This window comes from Olsenella sp. An285, from assembly GCF_002159625.1.
In the GTDB taxonomy this organism is placed as follows: domain Bacteria; phylum Actinomycetota; class Coriobacteriia; order Coriobacteriales; family Atopobiaceae; genus Thermophilibacter; species Thermophilibacter avicola.
Map to the genome: position 1 here is coordinate 22,644 of NZ_NFIZ01000001.1, position 22,955 is coordinate 45,598.

Here is a 22,955-nt window from a genome sequence, read left to right on the forward strand (position 1 = left end):
GCCCGTCCTTCTCGTCAGCATCCTCGAGGGACAGTTTAATCCGTTAAAAACATCATGCAACAATGAGTTGCCTGCCAAGAAGAACGAGGGCTCGCGACATGGGGCGTGCCCTGGCCAAGCATTTTGTGACACCTACTGCCCGATCTTGTGCCCCGCCTCCGAAAAACCCAACTCGCTCGAGCCGCCGGCGCGGGTGGCGTCCCCACTGCGGCGGGCTCACCCCTCCGGTGCCGGAAGACGGGTGTAGGGGAGCGATGCCCTCAGGAACGCCAGGTTCTTCTCGTAGGCACGCGAGAACATGCAGCCAAAGAGGGCGTCGAGCACGTACTGCACGCCAACGTGGCTCGCAAACTGGGTGATGCGGTCCTGGAGGTCCTCGCGGTCGCTCACCGCCAGGTACGCGTCGAGGCCGGGGTTGCGCCGGTGGGCGGCGGGCGTTCCCACGAAGATCACGGGAACGCGGCGCTCCTCGAGCACGGGGACGAGGCTGCGCAGGTGCGGGTTAAGCCCGGAGTAGGAGATCATCACCGCTACGTCGTCTTCGCAGGAGGCGAGGGCCTGGCGTATCTGCCGCTCGTCGCGTTCGTGGCAGGTGACGTCGCGACCCACGGAGAGCAGGCGCTCGCAGAGCATCTGCGCGGGAAAGAGGTTGTGAGACTGCGTGTAGATGTCTATGCGCCCGGCCTTGGCGAGAAGAACGGCGGCGCGGTCGAGCTCCGCCGGGTCCAGAAGCTCGCGCGTGTCTCGCAGCGTGGCCTCGTAGAGCGCTCGGATGTGTGTCGCGACGCTGCCCGCCTCCTCCCCGGGAGAAAACGGGAAGTTGATGTCGACTGGCGTCGTCCCGGCCTCCGCCGCCGAGACCCGCGCCAGCTCGACCTTGAGCTCCTTGTAGCCGGTGAGGCCCAGCTTTCGGCAGAAGCGGTGAACCGTGGGGACGGACACGGACGCGGCCCGCGCCAGCTCCTTGATCGTGAGGTCCCGCAGGCGGTCCTCCAGCGCGAGGACGCTCTGGCCGAGCTGCTGCTCGGTCGGGGTGAGGTCGCGCGCCTCGCGTATGCGACGCCTGACGTCCATGACGCTCCGTTCTTCTTGCCGTGCACTCTTCACCAGAAAAGATATCAGAACGTATCAGCAGAGCTCGTTCGCATTGCTCAAGCAGCGAAAAGACCTATCCACTTGCCTGATACCAAGACCGTGACCGCATGTCTGCGCCATACTGTGACCAGAGGCAAGGGCGAGAAGAAAGGCGGCACATCATGGCGGTTACTTTCCCCGAGGGATTCTTCTGGGGCGGCGCGACGGCGGCCAACCAGCTCGAGGGCGCGTGGGACGTGGACGGGCGCGGCCCGTCCGTGGACGACCACTTCCTCGGCGGCTCGGTGGATACCCCGCGCGAGATCACGATAGAGATCGACCCCGACCGGTTCTACCCCAACCACGACGGCATCGACTTCTACCACCGCTACGAGGAGGACATCGCGCTCTTTGCCGAGATGGGCTTCAACATGTACCGCATGTCCATCGCCTGGAGCCGCATCTTCCCCACGGGCACGGAGGCCGAGCCCAACGAGGCGGGCCTGGCGTTCTACGACCGCGTCTTCGACTGTTGTCGCGCGCACGGCATCGAGCCTCTGGTGACGCTCTCTCACTACGAGATGCCCTATGCGCTGGTGGAGAGGTACAACGGCTGGGAGAGCCGCGAGCTCATCGAGCTCTTCGAGCGCTACGCAAGGACCGTCCTCGACCGCTATCACGAGAAGGTGCGCTGGTGGCTCACGTTCAACGAGATCAACCTTGGCGCGTCGTCTGCCGGGGCGCTCTTTGAGACCTCTATGATCCGCGGCTTCGAGGGCCCGGCCTCGGCCGTGGAGCTCACGCCGCAGCAGTGCTACCAGGCGCTCCACCACCAGTTCGTGGCCTCGGGTCGCGTGGTGCGCTATGCCCACGAGCGCTATCCCGAGCTCAAGATGGGCAACATGGACTGCTTCATCCTCACCTACGCCGCCACCTGCGACCCGGCGGACGTGTGGGCCAACCAGGTGGAGATGGACCGCATGAACTGGTACTGCTCCGACGTGCAGGTGCGCGGCGCCTACCCGTACTACGCGCGCCGCTACTGGCGCGAGCACGGCGTGGAGCTGCAGGTGGAGCCGGGCGACCTCGAGGACATCGCCGCCGGCAAGGTGGACTTCTACACCTTTAGCTACTACATGTCCAACACGGTGACCACGCACGGGGACGCCGAGGTCACGGGAGGCAACATGGTCTCCGGCGGCAAGAACCCCTACCTCGAGAGCACGGACTGGGGCTGGCAGGTGGACCCCACGGGCCTGCGCATCGCCCTCAACCAGATCTACGCGCGCTACCAGATCCCGATGATGGTGGTGGAGAACGGCATGGGCGCCCTCGACGAGGTCGAGAAGGACGCGGACGGCACGCCGCGCGTGCACGACCCGTACCGCATCGACTACCTGAGGAAGCACGTGGCGGCGATGGGCGAGGCCATCGACGACGGCGTGGACCTCATCGGCTACACCTGGTGGGGCCCGATCGACCTGGTCTCCGCCGGCACCGGCGAGATGCGCAAGCGCTACGGCTTCATCTACGTGGACAAGCACGACGACGGCACGGGCGACTACTCTCGCATCCGCAAGGACAGCTTCTACGCGTACCAGCAGATCATCCGCTCCAACGGCGTCTGTTAATTGGGGACTGTCCCCAATTAACAGACGGGGCGTGTGCGAAAAGGGACCCGACCCCCTTTCGCACACGCCTCTTCGCGGCGGCGTATTGTAAGCTTCCTGTAAGCTACGGCGAACGGTCGGCCTAACACGGTTCTTCTCGCCGTTTCTCCCGGGCACTTTACGCTATCCTTATCAGTCGTTTACAAAGCTGTGACAATTGGCCGACACGCAGCGTGCGCGGCCGGTAAAGGAAGCGAGTGCGCCCTTGATTAGCTTTGACCAGTTCCTCGGCGTCCTGTCGAGCAACCCCTTCTTGATCATCGTCATGCTCCTCGTCATGGGGACCATCTTCGTGAACGGCGCCACCGACGCCGCGAACGCCATCGCCGAGCCGGTGGGAACCCGCTCCATCGACGTCGACTCGGCAATCTTCATGTCCGTCGTCTGCAACTTCGTGGGCCTCGTGGCGATGTCGTTCATCTCCACGGCCGTCGCGGACACCATCTCCGGCATGGTGGACTTTGGCGGGGACACGCACGCCGCGCTCATAGCGCTTGCCGCCGCCACCGTGGGCATCGTGGCCTGGGGCGTGGGGGCCTGGCTCTTTGGCATCCCCACCTCGGAGAGCCACGCGCTCATCGCCGGCCTCACGGGCGCCGCGCTCGCGGTCTCCGGCGGCCTCGACGGCGTCAACATGGGCGAGTGGATCAAGGTCGTCTACGGCCTCGTGCTCTCCACCGTCCTGGGCTTCATCGCCGGCTGGGTGATCTCCAAGATCATCCCCATCGCCTGCAAGAACGCCGACCGTCGCACGGCCAACAACTTCTTTGGCCGCATGCAGGTGCTCGGCGCCGCGGGCGTGGCCCTCATGCACGGCGCGCAGGACGGCCAGAAGTTCATGTCCACCGCCATGCTCGCCATCGCGCTCTCGCTCAACCTGACGGTGGGGGAGATGGGCGGGTTCCCGCTCTGGATCATGGTGATGTGCGCCGCGGTGATGGCCATCGGCACCGCCGTGGGCGGCAAGAAGATCATCAAGAAGGTGGGCATGGAGATGGTGCGCCTGGACAAGTACCAGGGCTTCGCCGCCTCCGTCTCGGCCACGGCGAGCCTGCTCATTGCCACGCTGACGGGCCTGCCCGTCTCCACTACGCACACCAAGACCGCCGCCATCATGGGTGCCGGCGCCGCCAAGGACCCCAAGTCCGTCAACTGGGGCGTGGCCAAGGAGATGGTCCTCACCTGGGTCTTCACGTTCCCGGGCTGCGGCGTCATCGGCTTTCTGCTCGCCAAGCTCTTCCTCGTCCTGTTCTAGTCACGCTTGAGCGGCGAGCCCGCCGTTCTTCTCAACCGTTCCTATCGCCCAACCCGAAAAGGAGTCCACATGCCCCGCATCAAGAAGGAAGACGAGTTCTACACCATGCTCAAGGAGTTCGCCGCGCTCATCGTCGACGCCGCGGACGAGTACAACGAGATCATCTGCAACTTCCCGGAGTCCATGAGCTCCATCCCGCAGATGAAGGTCTACGAGTCCAAGGCCGACGAGCGCGTCAAGGCCATCATGGCCAAGCTCTACACCTCCTTCATCACCCCCATCGACCGCGAGGACATCTCGTCGCTCGCCCTTGCCCTGGACGACGTGGTTGACTCCATGTACGGCGTGGCGGTGCGCCTTGACCTCTTCAACATCGGCGACCTGCGCATCGAGGCCAAGCAGATCTCCGAGCTCACGGTCCACGCCGTCCACGAGATGCAGGAGATGATCGACCACCTGCCCGACTACAAGAAGGACCGCGTGGTCCTGGAGAAGGCCATCAGCGTGGGCACCGTGGAGGACGAGGGCGACACCGTCTACCAGCAGGCGCTGCGCCGCCTCTTCTCCGACGAGGAGGACGCCTCCGGCAAGTACGCGGTCACCTGGCTGCGCATCTTCGACCGCATGGAGCTCTGCCTCGACGCGTGCGACCGCGTCTCCGGCATCGTGCGCGACATCATCATGAAGGACGCATAGCGAGAAGAACGTCTCATCGCGCTTTGCCGCCCCGCCGGCCCCTCCGACTTTCACGCAGGACTGCGCTTCGCGAAAGATCCTGCTTAGAAAGTCGGAGGTGCCGGCGGGGCGGTCGTCTCTGAGCGGATTCTCTAGCCGCTGTGGGGGGCGTGGCGTGATATAGTTGTTGTACGGTACAACGCTTCGAGGAGGTGGACCGTGGACGCGATGGTTACGGGCCGGATGTCGCAGGCCAAGAAGGAACTGGGCAACCAGGTGCTCAGGGAGCTTGGGACCAACGCCTCTCAGGTGATTAACGAGCTGTATGACTACGTCATCTCCCGGCGCGCGCTGCCCTTCTCGGCTCCCGAGGAGGAGCGGGGAGAGCGGCTGCGTGCCGCCGTCGCGGCGGTGGACGCCGTGCCCAAGGTCGAGCTTGACGCGCGGTTTGCGGCAATGGACGTGAGACGGGCTCGGATGGAGCGGCTTTCCGACGACGGCCTGATGGGGGACGGTCGATGATTCGCGTGCTCGTGGACAGCAACGTGCTCGTTGACTTTCTCGCCCGACGCGGTGACTTCTACGAGCTCGCGCGGAAGCTCATGGTCTTTGCCGAGATGGGGGACTATGAGCTCTGGATGAGCTCATCGCAGGTGACCGACGTGTTCTACGTGCTGAGCAACGGCGGGCGCCCGTCGTGCGTGTCTGCGGCGCGAGATGCGCTGCGGGCACTGAGGCGCTTTGTGCGCGTGTGCGCCCCGGGAGAGCGCGAGGTCGACCGCGCGCTGGACTCCGACTGGCCCGACTTCGAGGACGCGCTGGTGTACCAGGTTGCCACGAGCATCGATGCGTCCGTCATCGTGACGAGAAACGCGCGCGACTTCGAGCGCTCCGCGATTCCCGTGCGTACGCCCGAGGAGTTCTTCTCGTGGATGGAGCGGCGCAACCGCGTTTCGTACGCCGTGATCGAGCTCTGAGGGGTGTCAGCGCTGCGGTGGGAGCGGCGGGTTGACGGGGCGTGTCAAAATGCTTTGACATGCAGGTCAGCGGTGGTCTGCTACACTGCTGCCACCAATCGTCCGTCTGCCCGACCGCTGACCTAAGGAGGCCGCGATGGCGCGCCCGGAGCGCATCGACGCCGTGCTCTTTGACTTTGACGGGACGCTCTGCGACACGGAGCGCCACAACCTCGTGCTCGTGCGCGAGGTGCTGGGCAAGCTCGGCGCGCCCATTCCGGACGAGGAGCTCTACGCCCTCTCGGGCGGGGACGACCGCGTGGTGGTGCCGCCGCTGCTTGAGAAGTACGGCTCTCCCCACACGATTGACGACTACGAGCGCCTGCGCGACCACTGCTACCGCACGTACTCCGAGGCGGACCTCGAGCTCGAGCCTGGTGTGCGCGAGCTTCTGGCGGGCCTTAGGGAGCGCGGCATCGCCGTGGGCCTGGTCTCGACCACGATCGCCCGCTGCGTCCTCACGGCGCTCAACCGCCTGCGCGCGACCGACCTCTTTGACGTGATGGTCTTCGGGGACATGGTCACGCGCTGCAAACCGGACCCGGAGCCCTACCGGCGAGCGCTCGAGTTCCTTGGCGTGGACGCGAGGCATGCGGTGGTGTTCGAGGATTCCTCGACGGGCGTTGCGGCGGGGCAGGCGGCGGGCTGCTACACGATTGGCTGCACGCGCTGCGCCATCGGCCAGGACCTGAGCGCCGCCGACGAGCTCATCGATACCTTCGTGGGGCTCGAGCTGTAGCTCCGGCCTCTTCGGCCGCCGGTGGCTCGGCGGGGTGAGTGCAAAACCTGGCTTCGGGACAGTGATCGGGGCCCGTGGATGCAAAAACCCCGTTCGGGCCGGTGGAAAATGTGTCCCAGAGCTTGAATACCAAAGAGCGGCCTAAAGCTCATATGGGAGAACGGTGCTATGCTCCCGCAGAATGCGCGCGGCTGGCCCCAAAATCCACTGACCCGAAGGCCGGTTTTGCAGCTGGCCCGGCAAATCACCGGCCCGAAGGCAAGATTTGCAGCCCGGGCGCCCCGGTCTAAGCCAGAGATTCAGCGAGAGCCAGGAGCTCGTCGACGTCCTCCTGGCGTGTGGCCCAGGAGCAGACGAAGCGCGCGACCACGTTGCCGTCCGGAAGCTCATAGAAGGTCTCGCAGCCGCACGCGGCCTCGAAGGCGTCGCGCTGCGCCGGTGTCATGACAAAGAACTGCTGGTTGGAGGCGGAGTCACCGTACGGCTCGAAGCCAAGGTCGCGCATGCCGGAGCGCAGCCTGAGCGCGCACTCGTTGGCATGGCGCGCGAGCCTCCAGTAGAGCGCCTCGCCGCCGCCGTCTGTCGGCTGCTCGAAGGCCGCCTCGAACTGCACGCCGAGCAGGCGCCCCTTGGCGAGCAGCCCGCCGCGCTCCTTCTGGAGGAACGGGAAGGCCTCGCGCAGGCGCGGGTCGGAGATGACCATGGCCTCGCCCATGAGCATGCCGTTCTTGGTGCCGCCGATGTAGAGCGCCCCGCAGCGCCTGGCGATGTGCTCCAGCGTGAGGCCGCCCGCGGCGGGGGAGGTGAGGCCGCTGCCCAGCCGCGCTCCGTCGAGGAAGACCGGCAGCTCGTGACCGTCCGCCCAGTCGCAGATCGCGTCGAAGCGCTCGAGGTCCCATACGCCGCCTATCTCGGTGGTGTCGGAGATGTAGACGCAGCCCGGCCGCGTCATGTGGCGACCCGTCGAGGTCTGGAAGCGCCAGACGCGCTCGGCGGCCTCGGGGGAGAGGAAGCCGTCGCGGTCGTCCGTGGGCAGCACGGTGCGCCCGCACGCCGCCACGGCTCCGGTCTCGTGCACGTTGATGTGGGCGTCCGGCGTGCAGACGGCGCCCTCCCAGTCGCGCAGCAGCCCGGTCACGCCGATGACGTTGGCCGACGTTCCGCCGATGCAGAACTCCACGTCCACGTCGTCCCGCCCGCACGCCGCGCGGATGAGCTCGCGGGCGCGCTCGCAGTGGGCGTCGCCCTCGGTGTAGCCGACGGTCTGCTCGTCGTTGGTCGCCACGAGCGCGGCCATGATCTCGGGTGCCGCGCCCTCGGAGTAGTCGTTGCGGAACATGCGCATGGTGTGCCTCGGCTCTTCTGGGGCTGGGTTCGTGTCCCAGCAATGTTACAACCTCAGCAACCCGCCGCGCCCTGCGCCACCAAAGGGTTTATCGTGTCCGCAGCACGCATTTCACGCAATCTCGGCACGAGGGGGCAATCATGGCAGTGGAGAAGAAGGACATCGACTGGGGCAGCCTCGGCTTTGCCTATCAGCCCACCGACTACAGCTACGTCTGCAACTATCACGACGGCGCCTGGGAGGAGGGCGGCCTCACCACCGACCACACCCTCACGCTCTCCGAGTGCGCGGGCATCTTCCACTACTGCCAGGAGGTCTTCGAGGGCCTCAAGGCCTACACCACCAAGGACGGCGACATCGTCTGCTTCCGTCCGGACCTCAACGCCTCGCGCATGGCCGACTCCGCGCGTCGCATCGTGATGCCGCCCTTCCCGGAGGACAAGTTCGTCGAGGCGGTCAAGATGGTCGTCAAGGCCAACGAGGCCTGGGTTCCGCCCTTCGGCTCCGGTGCCACGCTCTACGTGCGCCCCTTCATGGTGGCAACCGGCGAGGTCATCGGCGTCAAGCCTGCCGACGAGTACCAGTTCCGCATCCTCGTGACGCCTGTGGGCCCGTACTACTCGGGCGGCGTCAAGCCGGTGGCCGTCAAGGTTCCCGAGTACGATCGCGCCGCGCCGCACGGAACCGGCGCCATCAAGGCCGGCCTCAACTACGCCATGTCCCTCTACCCGAGCGTGCAGGCGCACGCCGAGGGCTTCGCGGACAACATGTTCCTCGACCCGCAGACCCACACCTTCGTGGAGGAGTCCGGCGGCGCAAACTTCCTGTTCGTCGACCGCGAGGGTACGCTCGTGGTGCCGCAGTCCGCGACCGACTCCATCCTGCCGTCCATCACGCGCCGCAGCCTCGTGCAGGTGGCGCAGGACATGCTCGGCATGACCGTGGTGGAGCGCCCGGTCAAGTTCGAGGAGGTCGCGGAGGGTGCCTTCGTCGAGTGCGGCATGTGCGGCACCGCGGCCGTGATCTCGCCGGTGGGCAAGGTCGTGAACGGCGACGTCGAGGTCACCTTTGGTGAGGGCGGCATGGAGCACGTGGGCCCCGTCATGTCCAGACTGCGCGAGACGCTCACCGGCATCCAGGCCGGCGAGATCGAGGGCCCCGAGGGCTGGGTCGTCAAGATCGCCTAGCGGGCGAGAAGAGCCTGGCGAGAAGAACCTAGCGTCGTGACATGTGCGGCCGCCCGAGAGGTTACACCTTCCGGGCGGCCCGTTCTTCTCGACAGAGCTTTGACCTGCTGATTTGAGACCCTCATTTGATGGCGGGGTGTACGCGCCCCTCCGAGGCGGTGCCGTGGCTGCTCCGCTATACTTGGCCGCCGGTCGCGCCGTCGCTGCGGGAGCTACTGCGCCGAATAGCTGCGGGCGGCGAGGTCGAGCAGGTCGGCGGTGGTGTAGGACGGCGTGAGCACGAAGTTTGCGTCGGTCGCGAGCGCATCGGGCTCGATGAGGTCGAGCGCCTCGAAGTAGTCCATGGTCGCGAGAAGATCTCCGGCCTCGTTGCTCACGAGCAGGAGGCGCCAGTCAAAGACGGCCTCACCGCTCACCTGGTACATTGTCTGCGGATAGCGGGGGAGCATCGTCTTTCTGTCCTCGTGCAGGAGGAGCATGCCCATGGGGTGGTCGTCGTCCTTGTCGCGGTAGAAGCGCGGTGTCATCTTGGCGGCATCCTCCCAGACGTCCGGCTCCTTCTTTCCGCGCAGCTTGTCAAATAGCCCCATCGTGTCTCCCCACCTCGGCGATTTCGGACAGCGTATCACGGCGTGGTGACGGCAGAGACTGAGATTGTCCCCGTGGGAAGAACAAGTCGATCGAGCTGACGAGAAGAACGGCGCGCTGCGGACTCGCGCTATACTTGACGGCTGTAAAACTGCACGGCGAGAAGGGATGCCCGATGGCTCAGAAGGTTCAGGGGACCGAGGACCTCTATGGCGGCTACATGCGCGCCTGGCAGCGCATGCAGGACGAGGCGCGCGAGCTCTTTGGCGCGTACGGCTTCGACATGATCGAGACGCCGGCCATCGAGCAGGTGGACACCTTCGTGCACGGCATCGGCGAGTCCACGGACGTGGTGCGAAAGGAGATGTTCCGCGTGGTCTCCGGCGCGCTCTTCGGCGACCTGCTGGAGCGCGGCAGCGAGTCTCACCTCAAGCCGCGCCAGCGCATGGCCATGCGCCCCGAGGGTACGGCCGGCGTGGTGCGCGCCGCGGTGGAGAACAACTTCGTGCCGCAGGGCGCCGCTCCCGCCAAGCTCTGGTACGCCGAGGCGATGTTCCGCGGCGAGCGCCCGCAGAAGGGCCGCCTGCGCCAGTTCCACCAGGTGGGCGTCGAGTGGCTGGGCGCCGCCGACCCCGCCGCGGACGCCGAGTGCATCATCATGCTCATGCAGTACTTCGAGCGCCTGGGCTTTGCCCGCGAGAACCTGCGCCTGGTGATCAACTCGATGGGCGACGCCGCCTGCCGCCCCGCCTACCGTGACAAGGTCCGCACCTTCATCCTGGACCACGCGGACGAGATGTGCGAGGACTGCCTCGAGCGCGCCCAGATCAACCCGCTGCGCGCCTTCGACTGCAAGAACGACCACTGCCGCAAGGTCATGAAGGGCGCGCCGCTCGCCCCGGACAACCTCTGCGACGAGTGCGCCGAGCACTACGCCGCCGTCAAGCGCTACCTGGACGCCGCGGGCGTCTCCTACGTGGAGGACCCCACGCTCGTGCGCGGGCTGGACTACTACACCCGCACGGTCTTCGAGGTGGAGGCCGTGGGCGCGGGCGTGGGCGCCATCGGCGGCGGCGGCCGCTACGACGGGCTCGTTGAGCTCGAGGGCGGCAAGCCCACCCCGGGCCTGGGCTTTGCGGTTGGCTTCGAGCGCATCGCGCTTGCGCTGAGCGCCCAGGGCGTGGAGATGGGCGGCGCCGAGCCCGAGTGCGTCTACGTTGCCTCCACCGGCGGCGAGGCCGAGCGCGCGGCCGCCTTCGAGGCGTGCCTCGCGCTGCGCGCCGCGGGCGTGCGCACCGAGGCCGACTACCAGGGCCGCTCGCTCAAGAGCCAGTTCAAGCAGGCCGACAAGCTGCACGCCCGCCTGTGCGTGGTGATGGGCGCGGACGAGGTTGCCGCCGGCTCGGCCACGCTTCGCGACATGGGGTCCCACGAGCAGGTCCAGGTCCCGATGGCGGGGCTCGTCGACGCCGTGAGGGCGCGCCTGGGGTAGGCGCGCCGTCCCTCTCGCCTGGCGTTCCTGAGCGTGAGGGTATGCGCACTGTACACACCGGGTATGTACGATTCGGCCCGTCGTCCTTCTCGCAGAGCCGCAGGTCAGAGCGCTGCCGAGAAGAACGGCCGGGTCGAAAACCGTACATACCTGGTATGCGCACGGTACATACCCTCAAGGGGGCTGCCGCTCGCGCTGGACGGCGCTACTGGTAGCGCAGCGACTCCACCGGGTCCATGCGCGCGGCGCGGCGGGCCGGGTACCAGCCAAAGACCACGCCGATGCCCACGCAGATGCCGGTGGCCATGGCAACCGTTGCCGGAGAGATCACGGGCACGATGGCCCCGCTTGCGCCCATCATGGAGCCCAGGGCCGAGCCCGCCACGCTCGCGAGCAGCCATGCGCCGCCGTAGCCCACGGCTATCCCCAGCACCCCTCCCACGATGCAGATGGTCACGCTCTCCAGCAGAAACTGGCCCGTGACGTCCCCGCGGCGCGCGCCCAGGGCCTTGCGCAGGCCTATCTCGCGGATGCGCTCGGTCACGTTGGTGAGCATCATGTTCATGATGCCGATGCCGCCCACCAGAAGCGAGATTCCCGCCACGGCGAGCGCGAGCATCCGGAAGGTGGCCGTGGTGGCGTCCAGCTGGTCGATGAGCGCCTGCGCGGTCTGCACGTAGACGTAGCCCTCGTCGCTCGAGAAGCTCGTCTGGTCCGGGTCCGGCACGGGGATGTTGTAGCGGCTGTAGAGGTAGGACTCGGTGGCCGCGGCGACGGCGTACATGTCCGAGCCCTCGCGCGCGAAGCCCGTGATCTGCCACGAGTTGTACCCGCCCTGCCCAATGAGCCGCGTCACGGCGGTCTCCGCCGGCATGTAGCAGACGTCGTAGTCGTAGGTGAGGCCCTCGTCCACCACGCCCACGATGGTGTAGCTGCTGGACCCAATGCGCACGGTCTGTCCCACGCAGTCGGCGTCGGGCGAGCCAAAGAGGCTCTTCACCGAGCTGCCGCCCAGGACCACCACCATGGCGCCCTCCTCGGCCTCCTCCTCGTCGAAGAGCCTGCCGCGCGCCGCCTCGTAGCCCATGGCGCGGAAGTACTCCGGCTCGCACGCGGTGATGGTGAGGTAGTCGATGGAGGCCGTGCTCGAGGAGGCCTGGGCGCCCGTGCTCGTGAACCCGGTGACGAACTCGTAGTCGGAGGCCAGCGCCTGGCCGATCTCCTCCACGTCGTCGAGGTCGAGCGGCTGGTTGCCCGGGGGCCAGCAGGTGATGCTCACGGTGCGGGACATGTTGAGGCCGAGCTGTCCCACCAGCTGCGCCTTGACGCCGTCGATGAGCGCCGTCATGGCTATGACGGCGCCGATGCCGATCACGATGCCCAGCACCGTGAGCAGCGTGCGCGCCCGGTTGGCCAGAAGGGCGGTGGAGGTCTCGTAGGCGAGGTCGCGCGCTCTCATAGGCAGGGCACCCCCAGGAGCTTGGAGCGGAGCGGGGAGGCGGGCGGCGCGGGCGAGAAGGACGCGGGTCCGATGCCGCCGTCCTTCTCGGCGCCCTTCTCGCCGTCCTTTCTGGCGGCGAGCCCGGCGAGATAGGCGCGCTCCTCCTCGTCCGAGAAGAGCTTGCCGTCGCGGATGTGCACGGTGCGGTCCGCCCAGGCGGCGACCTCGGGGTCGTGGGTGATGAGCACGATGGTCTTGCCGCGCCGCTGCATGCGGCGGAAGGTGCGCATGACCATCTCGCCCGTCGCGGTGTCGAGGTTGCCCGTGGGCTCGTCCGCGAAGATGATCGCGGGGTCGTTGACGAGCGCGCGGGCGATGGCCACGCGCTGCATCTGGCCGCCGGAGAGCTCGTTGGAGCGATGGAGGTAGTGCTCCTCGGGAAGGCCCACGGAGCGCAGGGCGCGCCAGGCGGCGAGCTCGCGGTCGTGCGGGGGCGTGTCGGAGTAGACGAGCGGCAGCATCACGTTGCGCAGGACGGTGGCGCGCGGGAGCAGGTTGAACGACTGGAAGACGAAGCCCAGCCGGCTGGCGCGCACGTGGGCGAGGTCGTCCTCGGAGAGCTCGGTGACGTCTATGCCCTCGAGGAGGTAGGTGCCGGAGGTGGGGCGGTCGAGGCAGCCCAGGATGTTCATGAGGGTGGACTTGCCCGAGCCGGAGGGTCCCATGATGGCGAGGAACTCGCCACGGGCAACTGAGAGCGTGACGCCGCGCAGGGCCGGGGTGTAGCCGGCGTCCGTCTCGTAGATGCGCCAGGCGCGGCGGATGTCGATGGCGGGCGTCATGGTTAGGCCGCCGGCTCGGCGTCGGTCGCGACGGCGTCCGCCTGGCTCTCGGTCGCGACGGCGTCAGCCGCAGCACCGTCGTCGGCCGTCATGCCGTCGTCCGCCGCGCTGTCGTCGAGGCCCCCGCCCGCGAGCCCGCCGTCCTGCTCGCCCGCGCCCATGCCCGCGACGGGCACGGAGTACGGGTCTAGCACCACGAGGTCGCCGTCCTGGAGGTCGCCCTCCACCGCGGCGTTGGTGGCGCTCTGTGCGGTCACGGTGACGTCCCGCCGCTCGCACGCCTGGGTCTCGGGGTCGGTCATGACGTAGACGTAGAAGCTCGTGCCGTCATCGGTCGCGAGGGCGGAGGAGGGAACCGTCATGGCGTCCGGCACGTGCTGCAGGAGGATCTCCACGCTCGCCGTCATGCCGGGCTTGAGCTCGGGCACGGGGTCGGGGATGAGCAGCTCCACGTCGTAGGTCACGACGCCGTAGTTGTAGCCGTTGGGGTCCGAGGACGACACCGTGGAGATGCGGGTAACCTGCGCGTCGAGCATGGTCCCGGGGAGGGCCGAGAAGGTCACGCGCGCGGCCTGCCCCACCGCTATGCGGGAGATGTCCACCTCGTTGACCTGCACGCTCACGGTCATCTGCGAGAGGTCCGCGATCTGGATGAGGGTGCCCGAGGAGCCGGACCCCGCCCCTCCGCCCGCGCCGAGCGCGGCGCCCTGCACGGCGTTCATGACCACGACGGAGCCGGACGACGGTGCGGTGACGGTGCGCTTGCCCGCCTGGGCGACGGCCTGGTCGTAGGCCTGCTGCGCGCTCTCCAGCGCGAGCTTGGCGGAGTCGAGCTGCGCCGCGGCCTGCTGGACGTCCGCCCACGATGCGCCGGGCAGGGCGTCCGTCCCGTCGGTCGCGCCCGTGTCTGACACCGGCGGCATGCCGGAGGTGTCCAGGAGCGAGACCTCTCCGGAGGCGGCGCGGGACTCGGCTGACGTGCGGGCGGCCGTTGCCGAGCCGTAGCTCTTGAAGGTCTGGTCGTAGGCCTCCTGCGCGGAGGAGACGCCCGCCTTGGCGCTGCGCACGGATATCTCCGCCTCGCGCACCGCACGGTCGAGGTCGTCGTTCTTTATGGTGAGAAGGACGTCACCCTCGCTCACGGTGGAGCCCTCCGCAACGCGGACGGACTCTATGATGCCGTCAACCTCGGGCGTCACCACCACGGAGGAGAGGGGCTGGGCCGTGCCCGTCGCCTGGACGGACTCGGAGAACTCCCCGCGGTACACCGGCAAGGTCTGGAGCTGCGTCTCCTCGGTCGTCTGGTTGGCCTGCATGGACGTGACGCCCCAGGCTATGCCGCCCGCGAGCGCGAGGCCCGCCACGATGGCCGCGGCGACGACCTTCTTGCGCCGGCGCGCCCTGCGGTGGCGCATGAGCGACTCGTAGGCCAGGCGCGCCTCGACGTCCTCGTCCGTCTCCTCGGGGTCGCCGTCGACGGCGACCTCGCCGCCGGGGGCGCCTCCCTGAGCCGGCGTGCCCCCTCCCGCGGAGCCGTCCTTGACCGGGCCGCGCTGGATGATCCCTATGGGCTCCTGCTCGGGCATGGCCCGGGTCTCGTCTCCCGTGGTGGGCACCTTCTCGAGGTCCTTGCGCGTCATGGCATCCTCCGGCACGTGGCTTCCCGTTGCCTGAGCGTAGACCATCCGTGGCGCCGTCGCGCCCGCGTCTTGGCTGTGGCTTCCGCCAGAGGCCGTAAAACCGCAGGTGGGCGGCGGAGCTTACGATACTGTCACGGAGCGTCGCCGGGCTGGGCACGTGTGGGGCGGCGCACTCGCGTTGCGACTTTGGCGGCCAGGGCACGGATTTCCGCTCGGGCGTTGTCATATTTTGGGCCGGGGCACGCCCTGGGCTGCGAGCCGACGTTCTTCTCGCTTTGAGAGCTGGTAGGGCCTAGGGAAATTTAAGCAATATATTAATCGATGGGTACCAGACGAGAAGAACGGTCCACGCGTCGCCCCCACGACGTGCCCCGGCCCCGAATCTGGCAACGCTTCTGCGCCCGGCGAGTGCCCCGGCCCCGAATCTGGCAACGCTCCCGCGTCCCGCGAGTGCCCCGGCTCGATTTCTCGCAACGCCGCACGCCCTGACGGCCGGGCTGTGATAGGGTCAGGGACATGGAGAGCCTGCGCATCATATACGAGGACGAGGTCCTGCTGGCCTGGGACAAGCCCGCCGGGATCCTGGTGCACGCGGACGGGACCGGCGCCCGCACGCTCACGGACGTCGTGGCCGAGCATCTGGTGGCGGAGGGCCGCTCGGACGTGCGCCCCCAGGCGGTCCAGCGCCTCGACAGGGAGACCACGGGCATCGTGATCTTCTCGCTCGACCGTTCGACGCAGCCGGCGCTGGACGCCCAGGTCGCGGGTCACGACATGGAGAAGACCTATCTCGCCGTGGTCTCGGGCCGCTTCCCCTGGGGCGAGAAGGACGTCCGCTCGCCCATCGGCCGGGACCGCCACGACGCCCGCCGCATGCGCGTCTGCCGCCCGGGGCAGGGAAAGCCCGCCGAGACCCACGTGCGGAGACTGGCGGTTGCGGGCGCAAGGTCGCTCCTGCTGGTGAGGCTCGGCACCGGAAGGCGGCACCAGATTCGCGTGCACCTGGCGTCGCTTGGGTTTCCCATCGTGGGAGACCCCCTCTATGGCGGCGCGCGCTCCGGGGCCGGCCTTCTGCTCCACGCCTGGCGGGAGGGGCTCGACCATCCCGTGACGGGGGAGCGCCTGCGCCTCGAGACCGCGTGGCCGGAGCGCCTGTGGCCTGCCCCCGTGGGTTGACAGTTTGCTCGGGTCAAACTGTCAAGTTCGGTCCCTCTTCGGGCGCTGAGAATTGGCACCCGGACCATCGCGTCGCGGGGACCGCGCTGTGCGATACTTATAGGGACGAGTGCGCATCTGAGGGGACGCGCACGACGGAACGGAAGCTGCCAGGAGAGGGGCACCTATGGCCGATACCATGCGTGGCGTGTACACCAACCTTACCGAGATTCGCCGCAACGTGTTCTCCAACGTGGCCAAGATCGCCTACGACATGAAGGAAGACGACGAGAAGACCACCCGTCGCAAGATCCGTGACCTCCCGTACGAGATCATCCCCGGTGACGTGGCCACCTACCGCGAGTCGGTCTTCCTGGAGCGCGCCATCGTCGAGCAGCGCATCCGCCTGGCGATGGGCCTGCCGCTGCAGGGCGTGGACAAGCGCGAGAGCCTCACGGACGGCCTCGCCGACGCCGCGGTGCCGGAGACCTACTACGAGCCGCCCCTGGTCAACGTCATCAAGTTCGCCTGCAACGCGTGCGAGGACAACGTCTACCGCGTGACGGACGGCTGCCAGGGCTGCCTCGCGCACCCGTGCCGCGAGATTTGCCCCAAGGGCGCGATCACCTTCAAGGACAAGAAGGCCTACATCGACCAGGAGAAGTGCATCCACTGTGGCATGTGCTTCAACACCTGCCCCTACCATGCCATCCAGCACCACGTGCGCCCGTGCGCGGACGCCTGCGGCATGCACGCCATCGGCTCCGACGAGCACGGTCGCGCCCAGATCAACTACGAGAAGTGCGTCTCCTGCGGCCAGTGCCTCATCAACTGCCCCTTTGGCGCCATCGCCGACAAGAGCCAGATCTTCCAGGTCATCCAGGCCATCAACCGCGGCGACGAGGTCATCGCCGAGGTGGCGCCGGCCTTCGTGGGGCAGTTCGGCGGCAAGGGCAACGTGGACAAGCTGCGCCAGGCGTTCACGATGCTGGGCTTCTCCGGCATGGAGGAGGTCGCCATCGGCGCCGACCTCTGCACCGTCCAGGAGGCCGAGGACTTCCTCGAGGAGGTTCCCGAGAAGATCCCGTTCATGGGCACCTCCTGCTGCCCCGCGTGGTCGGTCATGGCCAAGACCGAGTTCCCCGAGCACGCCGAGTGCATCTCGATGGCCCTCACGCCCATGACGCTCACGGCGCGCATGCTGCGCCAGCAGCACCCCAACGCCAAGATCGTCTTCGTTGGGCCGTGCTCGGCCAAGAAGCTCGAGGCCATGCGCAAGTCCGTGCGCTCCGAGGTCGACTTCGTCCTCACCTTCGAGGAGATGGCGGGCATGATGAAGGGCGCCGGCATCGACGAGTACACCAAGCTCGAGGGAGAGGGCGAGTCCGACTTCGGCACCGCCTCGGCCGACGGCCGCGGCTTCGCGGTCGCGGGCGGCGTGGCCAACGCCGTGGTCAACGTCATCAAGAACCTGCACCCCGAGCGCGAGGTCAACGTGGTCAACGCCGAGGGCCTCGAGAACTGCCGCAAGATGATGAAGGACGCCGTGAAGGGCAAGTACCCCGGCTACCTGCTCGAGGGCATGGCCTGCCCGGGCGGCTGCGTCGCGGGCGCCGGCACGCTGCAGTCCATCAACAAGACCGCCGCGGCCGTCAAGCGCTACGCGAAGAAGTCCCCGCACAAGAACGCCGACGAGAACGAGTTCCGCGACCTCATCCCCTCGCTCGAGCGTCCGGAGGACGGCAAGTGATTAAATAGGGGACAGACCCCTTTTGAGTCATTCGGTGGGGCAGGCGCCTGCTGGCGTCTGTCCCACTTCCGTCAAGCGAGAAGGGAACACATGCTCAAGGTAGACCACGCCATCCTCCACGTCTTTGACTTCGAGTCCGGCTCCACGTACTTCTCGGAGCGGCCGCTCGACCTCATGGTGCGCTCGACGCGCTCCTACGTGCAGCGGCACCTGAGGAAGATCTCCTCCAACGCGGAGAGCCGGCACGGCTCGTTCTCGCAGGACTCCGGGTTTGCCTTCGAGCTCTCTCGCTACCTCGCGGGCGAGCGCGAGTTCGTGGACTTCTCCGTGGAGATAGCCCAGTGGTTCTGGGAGGAGCTGCGCCGCGCGGAGGACCTCGAGCAGTGCGACCTCCTGGTGGCGGACTTCACGGACACGGACGCCGGCGGCTCCGGCGACGCCGAGTCCGGAGACGAGGGCCCCTCCTTCGACGGGCCCGTGGGGAGGCGCTTCTTTGCGGTGCTGCTCCTGCCCCGCAAGCAGTCGTTCGTGCACGAGGTGGGCGGCGACTCCAACGACATAGCCCGCCAGGACGCCGTGCTGCCCAACCCGTCGCAGAAGGTCGCCTCCTACGTGCTCGTTGACGCGGAGACCATGGCTATAGACTTCCACGACAAGGAGCGCAGCGTGGGCGGCACGAGCGTCTCCATCATCCCCGAGCATTTCCTCCAGTGCACGAGCGAGGCCTCGAGCCACGAGGTCATCGACGAGGTGAGCGTCATCGTGCGCGACGTGGCGGAGGAGTTCGGGCTCACGCCGGCGGTCGAGGTGGGCCGCGCCAAGGCCGTGGTGGCCCGCGCGGCGGAGGTGGAGGAGAGCTTCGCGCCCGCAGAGGTGGGTCGCGCCGTCTTCGAGGACCGGCCGGACGTTGCGGAGCGCTTCGAGGAGCGCGTTCGGCAGGCGTCGCTTCCCGAGGAGGCGCCCGTTCGTCGCGGGGTGGCAAACCGCCTCACCCGCAGCCACAAGATAAAGACCGACACCGGCGTGGAGATCACCTTCCCCTCCGAGCTCGCGGACAAGCCCGGCTACCTTGACTTCTCCCGCGACGCCGAGGGCCGCATAACCATCACCGTGGGAAATGTCGCCGCGATAGAGAACCGCTGACGCCAAGCCCGGACGGGTCGGACCCCTTGCCCGGAGGGGTCAAGCTCTCTGTGCATCTCGTGGCAGGGCGCCATTGCCGCTACAATGACTGAACGTGTCCTTTTGCACCGGAACCGTACCCAAGGACCAAGGAGACATCATGTCCCGTTCGCACGTTCGCATGAGCGACGCAGGGCTCACGCCGCGCACCGTCACGCGCCGCGACGCCCTGAGGATATTCATGGGGGCGGGCCTCTGCGCCTCGCTGGCCCCCCACATGGCGCTCGCCGCCACCACCCAGGAGAAGCTCGACGCGGCCCAGCTGAGCTACGAGGAGGCCCAGGCCGAGCTCGAGCGCATAGGCGAGGAGTACTCCGAGATCGCCTCCCAGGTCTCCGAGACCCAGGTGGAGATCAGCGGCGTCACCACGCAGATCAACGACACCCAGGCCGTCATCGACGACACCCAGGACAAGATCGATGACAAGGAGGACGAGATCTCCGACAAGCAGAAGGAGATCGAGTCCACCCAGAAGAAGATCGAGACCAAGCAGGAGCAGATCGGCGACCGCATGTCCGCGGCGTACAAGTCCGGCCCCCGCAGGACGCTCGACCTCCTGCTCTCCTCCGCCACCTTCGAGGAGCTCACGAGCAGCATCTTCTACCTCGACAAGGTGAGCGAGTCCGAGCGCGAGATGATCGAGGAGGTCAAGGAGCTCAAGGCCGCCCTCGTGACCCAGAGGGAGGAGCTCGAGGAGCAGAAGGCCGAGCTCGAGGAGCAGAAGGCCGAGCTCGAGGAGCAGAAGGCCGAGCTCGAGAGCTACAAGGACGACCTCGAGGAGCTCCAGGAGCAGCAGCGCGCCGAGCTCGAGGAGGCCCGCGCCAAGCAGCTCGAGTCCCAGGAGCTCGTGGAGAGCCTCTCCGAGGAGGTTCAGGAGCTCATGGCGCAGCGCGACGCGGAGCTCCTCGCCGCGCAGCAGGCCGCCGAGGAGGCGCGTCGCCGCGAGGAGGAGGCCGCCCGCCAGCCGCAGACCCCGAGCCAGGCTCCCGTCACCGGCTCCGGCCCGCTGGCCTCCGTCATCAGCGCATGCTACTCCACGCCGTCGCCGGGCTCGGGCCTGTGCGCCGCGTGGGTCACGGACGTCTTCCAGAACGCCGGCATCGGCTCGTTCTGGGGCAACGCGGACGACATGTACTACAGCTGGTGCACCACCTCCACGTCCAACATCAAGCCCGGCATGATCATCGCCGTTAACTCCTCGCCCACGAGCAACGCCGGTCGCATCTACGGTCACATCGGCATCTACGTGGGCAGCAACACGGTCATGCACAACATCGGCTACGTCGCGAGCTACAGCCTCTCGCAGTGGATCAGCGTCTACGGCCCGCTCTGCACGCCGCTCTGCGGCTGGCTCGGGGGCATCGCGCTCTCGTAGCGGCGTCGGCTCCGCGTTCTTCTCGCCCCGTGCTTGTCTCTTCCCGGGCGGCGCGGCCTGAACCTGCGGTTAAGGTTTCGTGCCCTCGTGTTGCGGGCACGCTGCCTCTTTCGATAAATCCCGAGCTACGCATGGCGAGAAGAACGCGTAGCCGGGATTTATCGCCATTTTGCGGGGAATCCCCGTTTACGCGTGAAAGAACTGAAACCATCGGGCGCGTAGGTCGGGATATCGGAAATCACGAGTTGCGTATGGCGTACAATGGCTTTCCGAAACAAAGCGGCAACAAGCCTAGGTACGAGAAAAGCGAGCGTGACATGGCAGGTGGGTATCAGCGTCCCTCGGGCGGGCGCCCGGAGGTCCGTCGCGTGACGACGAGGCAGGCCGTCCCGCACGCAGCGGCGGCGCGTCGGCCGGCCGGCGGCGGGCGTCCCGTCTCTGCCGGCAGGCGCCCGAGCGCGCGCACGCAGCAGCGTCGCGCCCAGGGCGTGCTCGCCGTGGCGATGGTCGCCGTGATCGCGGTGCTCTGCGGGTTTGGCGTGGTGGCCACGGTCTCCTTTGCGAGCAGGGCCATGTCCTCCGCCGCGCAGGCGGCGCAGCAGGACGCGGCCGCGCAGGAGGGGCAGGCCCAGGAGGAGCAGGAGCCCGTCGACGAGCGGGCCGCCGAGCTTGCCCTGGACCCGGAGCGCACGACGGAGTGGAACTACGACGGCGTGGAGGAGAAGGTCGTCTACCTCACCTTTGACGACGGCCCCTCCTACAACACCAAGAAGATCCTCGACATCCTGGACAGCTACGACGCCAAGGCCACGTTCTTCGTGACCGGCCGCAGCCCTGAGTACCGCGAGTCCATCAAGGACGCCTACGAGCGCGGCAACACCATCGGCCTGCACACGATGACGCACGACTACGACAAGGTCTACGCCTCCACCGAGGCGTTCTTCGACGACCTGGAGCAGGTGGGGGAGGTCGTGAAGGAGCAGATCGGCTACGTGCCGTACCTCACGCGCTTCCCGGGAGGGGCGTCCAACACCGTCTCCGCCAACTACACGCCCGGCATCATGACGGAGCTCGTTGAGGAGGTCCCCGCGCGCGGCTACCAGTTCTACGACTGGAACGTGGGCTCTGCCGACGCCTCGGGCATCAACCTCCCGCCCGAGACCATCGTGGAGAGCGCCTGCGTGGAGGGGTACCGCAACGTGATGATTCTCTTCCACGACTCCAACACCAAGGACACCACCGTGGACGCGCTGCCGCAGGTGATCGAGTTCTACAAGGAGCGCGGCTACGAGTTCCGCGCCATTGACCGCGGCAGCTTCGTCTGCCACCACGGCGTGAACAACTAGCGGGTTGACAGGGGGACAGTCCCTTTGTCACGTTATGTTCCTAGCATAACGTGACAAAGGGACTGTCCCCCTGTCAACCCGTGTGTTCTTCTTGCCACTGTCTTGTCACCTGTCAAGCTTGCTGTCATACTGACATGGTTTGCGAACGGCTCGGTCGAGGGGAGCAGCATGCTGACAGACGAGCTGCGCGCCGAGGTCGCGCGCCTCAAGGCGGAGCGCGACGCCGTGGTCCTTGCCCACTACTACGTTCCGCCCGAGGTCCAGGAGCTTGCCGACCACGTGGGGGACTCCTTCGCCCTGGCGCGCCAGGCGGCGACCCTGCCCAACCGCACGCTCGTCTTTGCCGGCGTGCGCTTCATGGCGGAGAGCGCCAAGCTGCTCTCCCCGGACAAGGTCGTCCTCATGCCTGACCCCGCCTCAGACTGCCCGATGGCCCACATGGTGCGTCGCGAGACCGTGGACGCCGCGCGCGCCACCTACGGCGACGACCTGGCCGTGGCCTGCTACGTGAACTCGACGGCCGAGGTCAAGTCGTGGTCCGACGTCTGCGTCACCTCGTCCAACGCCGTCAAGATCGTGCGCGAGCTGCCGCAGCGCAACGTGCTCTTCATCCCGGACCGCCACCTCGGGTCCTACGTGGCCTCCCAGGTGCCCGAGAAGAACGTCATCCTGAACGACGGATACTGCCCCATTCACCGGGACATCTCCGCCGACGAGGTTGCTCAGCTCAAGGCCGAGCACCCCGGCGCGCCCGTGCTCGCGCACCCCGAGTGCGGGCCCGAGGCGATGGCGCTCGCGGACTTCGCGGGCTCCACCTCCCAGATCATCGAGGCCGCTGCGGCGGGGGAGGCCACCGACTACATCATCCTCACCGTTGACGGCGTCCGCGGCGAGCTCGAGCGGCGGTGCGCCGGCTCGGGCAAGCGGTTCCACTTCCCGGCCACGCGCCCCGTCTGCCCGGACATGGAGCGCATCACCGCGGACAAGCTCGTGGCGTGCCTGCGCGACGGCACGGGCGAGGTCGGCCTGCCGCCCGTCGAGGTTGCCGACGCGGCCCGTCGAACGCTGACGCGCATGCTCGAGCTGGGGGCCCGCTGATGTCCCCCCGTCTGTCAATTGGGGACAGTCCCCAATTTGCAGAAAACTTTGATGGGGTTATCGACTGCGACGTCGTCATCGTGGG

General features: G+C 67.5%; 20 protein-coding genes. 14 read left to right on the top strand and 6 right to left on the bottom strand.

The features are described 5' to 3' along the window. Positions 1–216 precede the first annotated feature (216 nt). Positions 217–1,074: a MurR/RpiR family transcriptional regulator gene (locus tag B5F79_RS00095; RefSeq protein ID WP_087216879.1), complete on the bottom strand. Its 858-nt coding sequence runs from the start codon at positions 1,072–1,074 to the stop codon at positions 217–219. Between the two features lie 182 nt (positions 1,075–1,256). On the opposite strand from B5F79_RS00095, the gene B5F79_RS00100 reads away from it, so the two are divergent. From B5F79_RS00100 to B5F79_RS00125, 6 genes are all read left to right on the top strand, one after another. Next, positions 1,257–2,705, top strand: a complete 1,449-nt coding sequence (locus B5F79_RS00100) for a glycoside hydrolase family 1 protein (protein WP_087216880.1) — start codon at positions 1,257–1,259, stop codon at positions 2,703–2,705. Positions 2,706–2,949: 244 nt separating this feature from the next. Continuing rightward, the gene (locus tag B5F79_RS00105) at positions 2,950–3,999 is read left to right on the top strand and encodes an inorganic phosphate transporter (RefSeq protein ID WP_087216881.1); all 1,050 of its coding nucleotides are present in this window, start codon (positions 2,950–2,952) and stop codon (positions 3,997–3,999) included. Between the two features lie 69 nt (positions 4,000–4,068). Beyond that, positions 4,069–4,695 (top strand): DUF47 domain-containing protein, encoded by a 627-nt coding sequence (locus B5F79_RS00110; RefSeq protein WP_087216882.1) that lies wholly within the window; start codon positions 4,069–4,071, stop codon positions 4,693–4,695. Positions 4,696–4,893: 198 nt separating this feature from the next. Beyond that, the gene (locus tag B5F79_RS00115) at positions 4,894–5,196 is read left to right on the top strand and encodes a type II toxin-antitoxin system RelB/DinJ family antitoxin (protein ID WP_087216883.1); all 303 of its coding nucleotides are present in this window, start codon (positions 4,894–4,896) and stop codon (positions 5,194–5,196) included. Beyond that, entirely contained in the window at positions 5,193–5,651 is a 459-nt protein-coding gene (locus tag B5F79_RS00120; protein ID WP_087216884.1) for a type II toxin-antitoxin system VapC family toxin, read from the top strand. Before B5F79_RS00115 ends, B5F79_RS00120 begins: the two co-directional genes overlap by 4 nt. A gap of 136 nt (positions 5,652–5,787) precedes the next feature. Continuing rightward, a complete protein-coding gene (locus B5F79_RS00125) occupies positions 5,788–6,429 on the top strand; it encodes an HAD family hydrolase (RefSeq protein WP_087216885.1) in 642 nt (213 codons plus the stop codon). Between the two features lie 286 nt (positions 6,430–6,715). On the opposite strand, the gene B5F79_RS00130 is transcribed toward B5F79_RS00125, so the two are convergent. Beyond that, positions 6,716–7,774 (bottom strand): threonine aldolase family protein, encoded by a 1,059-nt coding sequence (locus tag B5F79_RS00130; RefSeq protein WP_087216886.1) that lies wholly within the window; start codon positions 7,772–7,774, stop codon positions 6,716–6,718. A 140-nt stretch (positions 7,775–7,914) separates the two neighbouring features. Here B5F79_RS00130 and B5F79_RS00135 point away from each other — a divergent pair, with 140 nt between their 5' ends. After that, positions 7,915–8,961 (top strand): branched-chain amino acid aminotransferase, encoded by a 1,047-nt coding sequence (locus B5F79_RS00135; protein ID WP_087216887.1) that lies wholly within the window; start codon positions 7,915–7,917, stop codon positions 8,959–8,961. A 212-nt stretch (positions 8,962–9,173) separates the two neighbouring features. On the opposite strand, the gene B5F79_RS00140 is transcribed toward B5F79_RS00135, so the two are convergent. Beyond that, entirely contained in the window at positions 9,174–9,551 is a 378-nt protein-coding gene (locus B5F79_RS00140; RefSeq protein WP_087216888.1) for a hypothetical protein, read from the bottom strand. Positions 9,552–9,724: 173 nt separating this feature from the next. Here B5F79_RS00140 and hisS point away from each other — a divergent pair, with 173 nt between their 5' ends. Further along, positions 9,725–11,041, top strand: coding sequence for a histidine--tRNA ligase (gene hisS, locus B5F79_RS00145; protein WP_087216889.1), 1,317 nt, complete (start codon positions 9,725–9,727; stop codon positions 11,039–11,041). Positions 11,042–11,246: 205 nt separating this feature from the next. Here the strand turns inward: hisS and B5F79_RS00150 are convergent, their stop codons facing one another. Genes B5F79_RS00150 through B5F79_RS00160 form a run of 3 tightly spaced genes read right to left on the bottom strand, consistent with a single transcriptional unit; the run spans position 11,247 to position 15,009 of the window. Beyond that, on the bottom strand, positions 11,247–12,500 hold the full coding sequence (locus tag B5F79_RS00150; RefSeq protein ID WP_087216890.1) for an ABC transporter permease: 1,254 nt from the start codon (positions 12,498–12,500) through the stop codon (positions 11,247–11,249). Then, a complete protein-coding gene (locus tag B5F79_RS00155; protein WP_087216891.1) occupies positions 12,497–13,324 on the bottom strand; it encodes an ABC transporter ATP-binding protein in 828 nt (275 codons plus the stop codon). Before B5F79_RS00155 ends, B5F79_RS00150 begins: the two co-directional genes overlap by 4 nt. 2 nt (positions 13,325–13,326) lie before the next feature. Then, entirely contained in the window at positions 13,327–15,009 is a 1,683-nt protein-coding gene (locus B5F79_RS00160) for an efflux RND transporter periplasmic adaptor subunit (protein ID WP_087216892.1), read from the bottom strand. Positions 15,010–15,480: 471 nt separating this feature from the next. On the opposite strand from B5F79_RS00160, the gene B5F79_RS00165 reads away from it, so the two are divergent. The 6 genes from B5F79_RS00165 (at position 15,481) to nadA (ending at position 22,870) form a co-directional block, all read left to right on the top strand. Then, positions 15,481–16,140: an RluA family pseudouridine synthase gene (locus B5F79_RS00165; protein ID WP_087216893.1), complete on the top strand. Its 660-nt coding sequence runs from the start codon at positions 15,481–15,483 to the stop codon at positions 16,138–16,140. A gap of 166 nt (positions 16,141–16,306) precedes the next feature. Then, positions 16,307–17,869, top strand: a complete 1,563-nt coding sequence (locus B5F79_RS00170) for a 4Fe-4S dicluster domain-containing protein (protein WP_087216894.1) — start codon at positions 16,307–16,309, stop codon at positions 17,867–17,869. Between the two features lie 90 nt (positions 17,870–17,959). Beyond that, positions 17,960–19,012 (top strand): nucleoid-associated protein, encoded by a 1,053-nt coding sequence (locus tag B5F79_RS00175; RefSeq protein ID WP_087216895.1) that lies wholly within the window; start codon positions 17,960–17,962, stop codon positions 19,010–19,012. A gap of 139 nt (positions 19,013–19,151) precedes the next feature. Continuing rightward, entirely contained in the window at positions 19,152–20,426 is a 1,275-nt protein-coding gene (locus B5F79_RS00180) for a coiled-coil domain-containing protein (protein ID WP_087216896.1), read from the top strand. Positions 20,427–20,743: 317 nt separating this feature from the next. Further along, entirely contained in the window at positions 20,744–21,772 is a 1,029-nt protein-coding gene (locus tag B5F79_RS00185) for a polysaccharide deacetylase family protein (protein WP_206390919.1), read from the top strand. A 168-nt stretch (positions 21,773–21,940) separates the two neighbouring features. Next, positions 21,941–22,870: a quinolinate synthase NadA gene (gene nadA / locus B5F79_RS00190; RefSeq protein ID WP_087216897.1), complete on the top strand. Its 930-nt coding sequence runs from the start codon at positions 21,941–21,943 to the stop codon at positions 22,868–22,870. The last annotated feature ends 85 nt before the right edge of the window (positions 22,871–22,955 follow it).

Coding starts and splice junctions, on each gene's coding strand:
- B5F79_RS00095 (WP_087216879.1), bottom strand. CDS start 1,074: ATGGACGTCAGGCGTCGCATACGCGAGGCGCGCGACCTCACCCCGACC.
- B5F79_RS00100 (WP_087216880.1), top strand. CDS start 1,257: ATGGCGGTTACTTTCCCCGAGGGATTCTTCTGGGGCGGCGCGACGGCG.
- B5F79_RS00110 (WP_087216882.1), top strand. CDS start 4,069: ATGCCCCGCATCAAGAAGGAAGACGAGTTCTACACCATGCTCAAGGAG.
- B5F79_RS00120 (WP_087216884.1), top strand. CDS start 5,193: ATGATTCGCGTGCTCGTGGACAGCAACGTGCTCGTTGACTTTCTCGCC.
- B5F79_RS00125 (WP_087216885.1), top strand. CDS start 5,788: ATGGCGCGCCCGGAGCGCATCGACGCCGTGCTCTTTGACTTTGACGGG.
- B5F79_RS00130 (WP_087216886.1), bottom strand. CDS start 7,774: ATGCGCATGTTCCGCAACGACTACTCCGAGGGCGCGGCACCCGAGATC.
- B5F79_RS00135 (WP_087216887.1), top strand. CDS start 7,915: ATGGCAGTGGAGAAGAAGGACATCGACTGGGGCAGCCTCGGCTTTGCC.
- B5F79_RS00140 (WP_087216888.1), bottom strand. CDS start 9,551: ATGGGGCTATTTGACAAGCTGCGCGGAAAGAAGGAGCCGGACGTCTGG.
- hisS (WP_087216889.1), top strand. CDS start 9,725: ATGGCTCAGAAGGTTCAGGGGACCGAGGACCTCTATGGCGGCTACATG.
- B5F79_RS00150 (WP_087216890.1), bottom strand. CDS start 12,500: ATGAGAGCGCGCGACCTCGCCTACGAGACCTCCACCGCCCTTCTGGCC.
- B5F79_RS00155 (WP_087216891.1), bottom strand. CDS start 13,324: ATGACGCCCGCCATCGACATCCGCCGCGCCTGGCGCATCTACGAGACG.
- B5F79_RS00160 (WP_087216892.1), bottom strand. CDS start 15,009: ATGGTCTACGCTCAGGCAACGGGAAGCCACGTGCCGGAGGATGCCATG.
- B5F79_RS00165 (WP_087216893.1), top strand. CDS start 15,481: ATGGAGAGCCTGCGCATCATATACGAGGACGAGGTCCTGCTGGCCTGG.
- B5F79_RS00170 (WP_087216894.1), top strand. CDS start 16,307: ATGGCCGATACCATGCGTGGCGTGTACACCAACCTTACCGAGATTCGC.
- B5F79_RS00175 (WP_087216895.1), top strand. CDS start 17,960: ATGCTCAAGGTAGACCACGCCATCCTCCACGTCTTTGACTTCGAGTCC.
- B5F79_RS00180 (WP_087216896.1), top strand. CDS start 19,152: ATGTCCCGTTCGCACGTTCGCATGAGCGACGCAGGGCTCACGCCGCGC.
- B5F79_RS00185 (WP_206390919.1), top strand. CDS start 20,744: ATGGCAGGTGGGTATCAGCGTCCCTCGGGCGGGCGCCCGGAGGTCCGT.
- nadA (WP_087216897.1), top strand. CDS start 21,941: ATGCTGACAGACGAGCTGCGCGCCGAGGTCGCGCGCCTCAAGGCGGAG.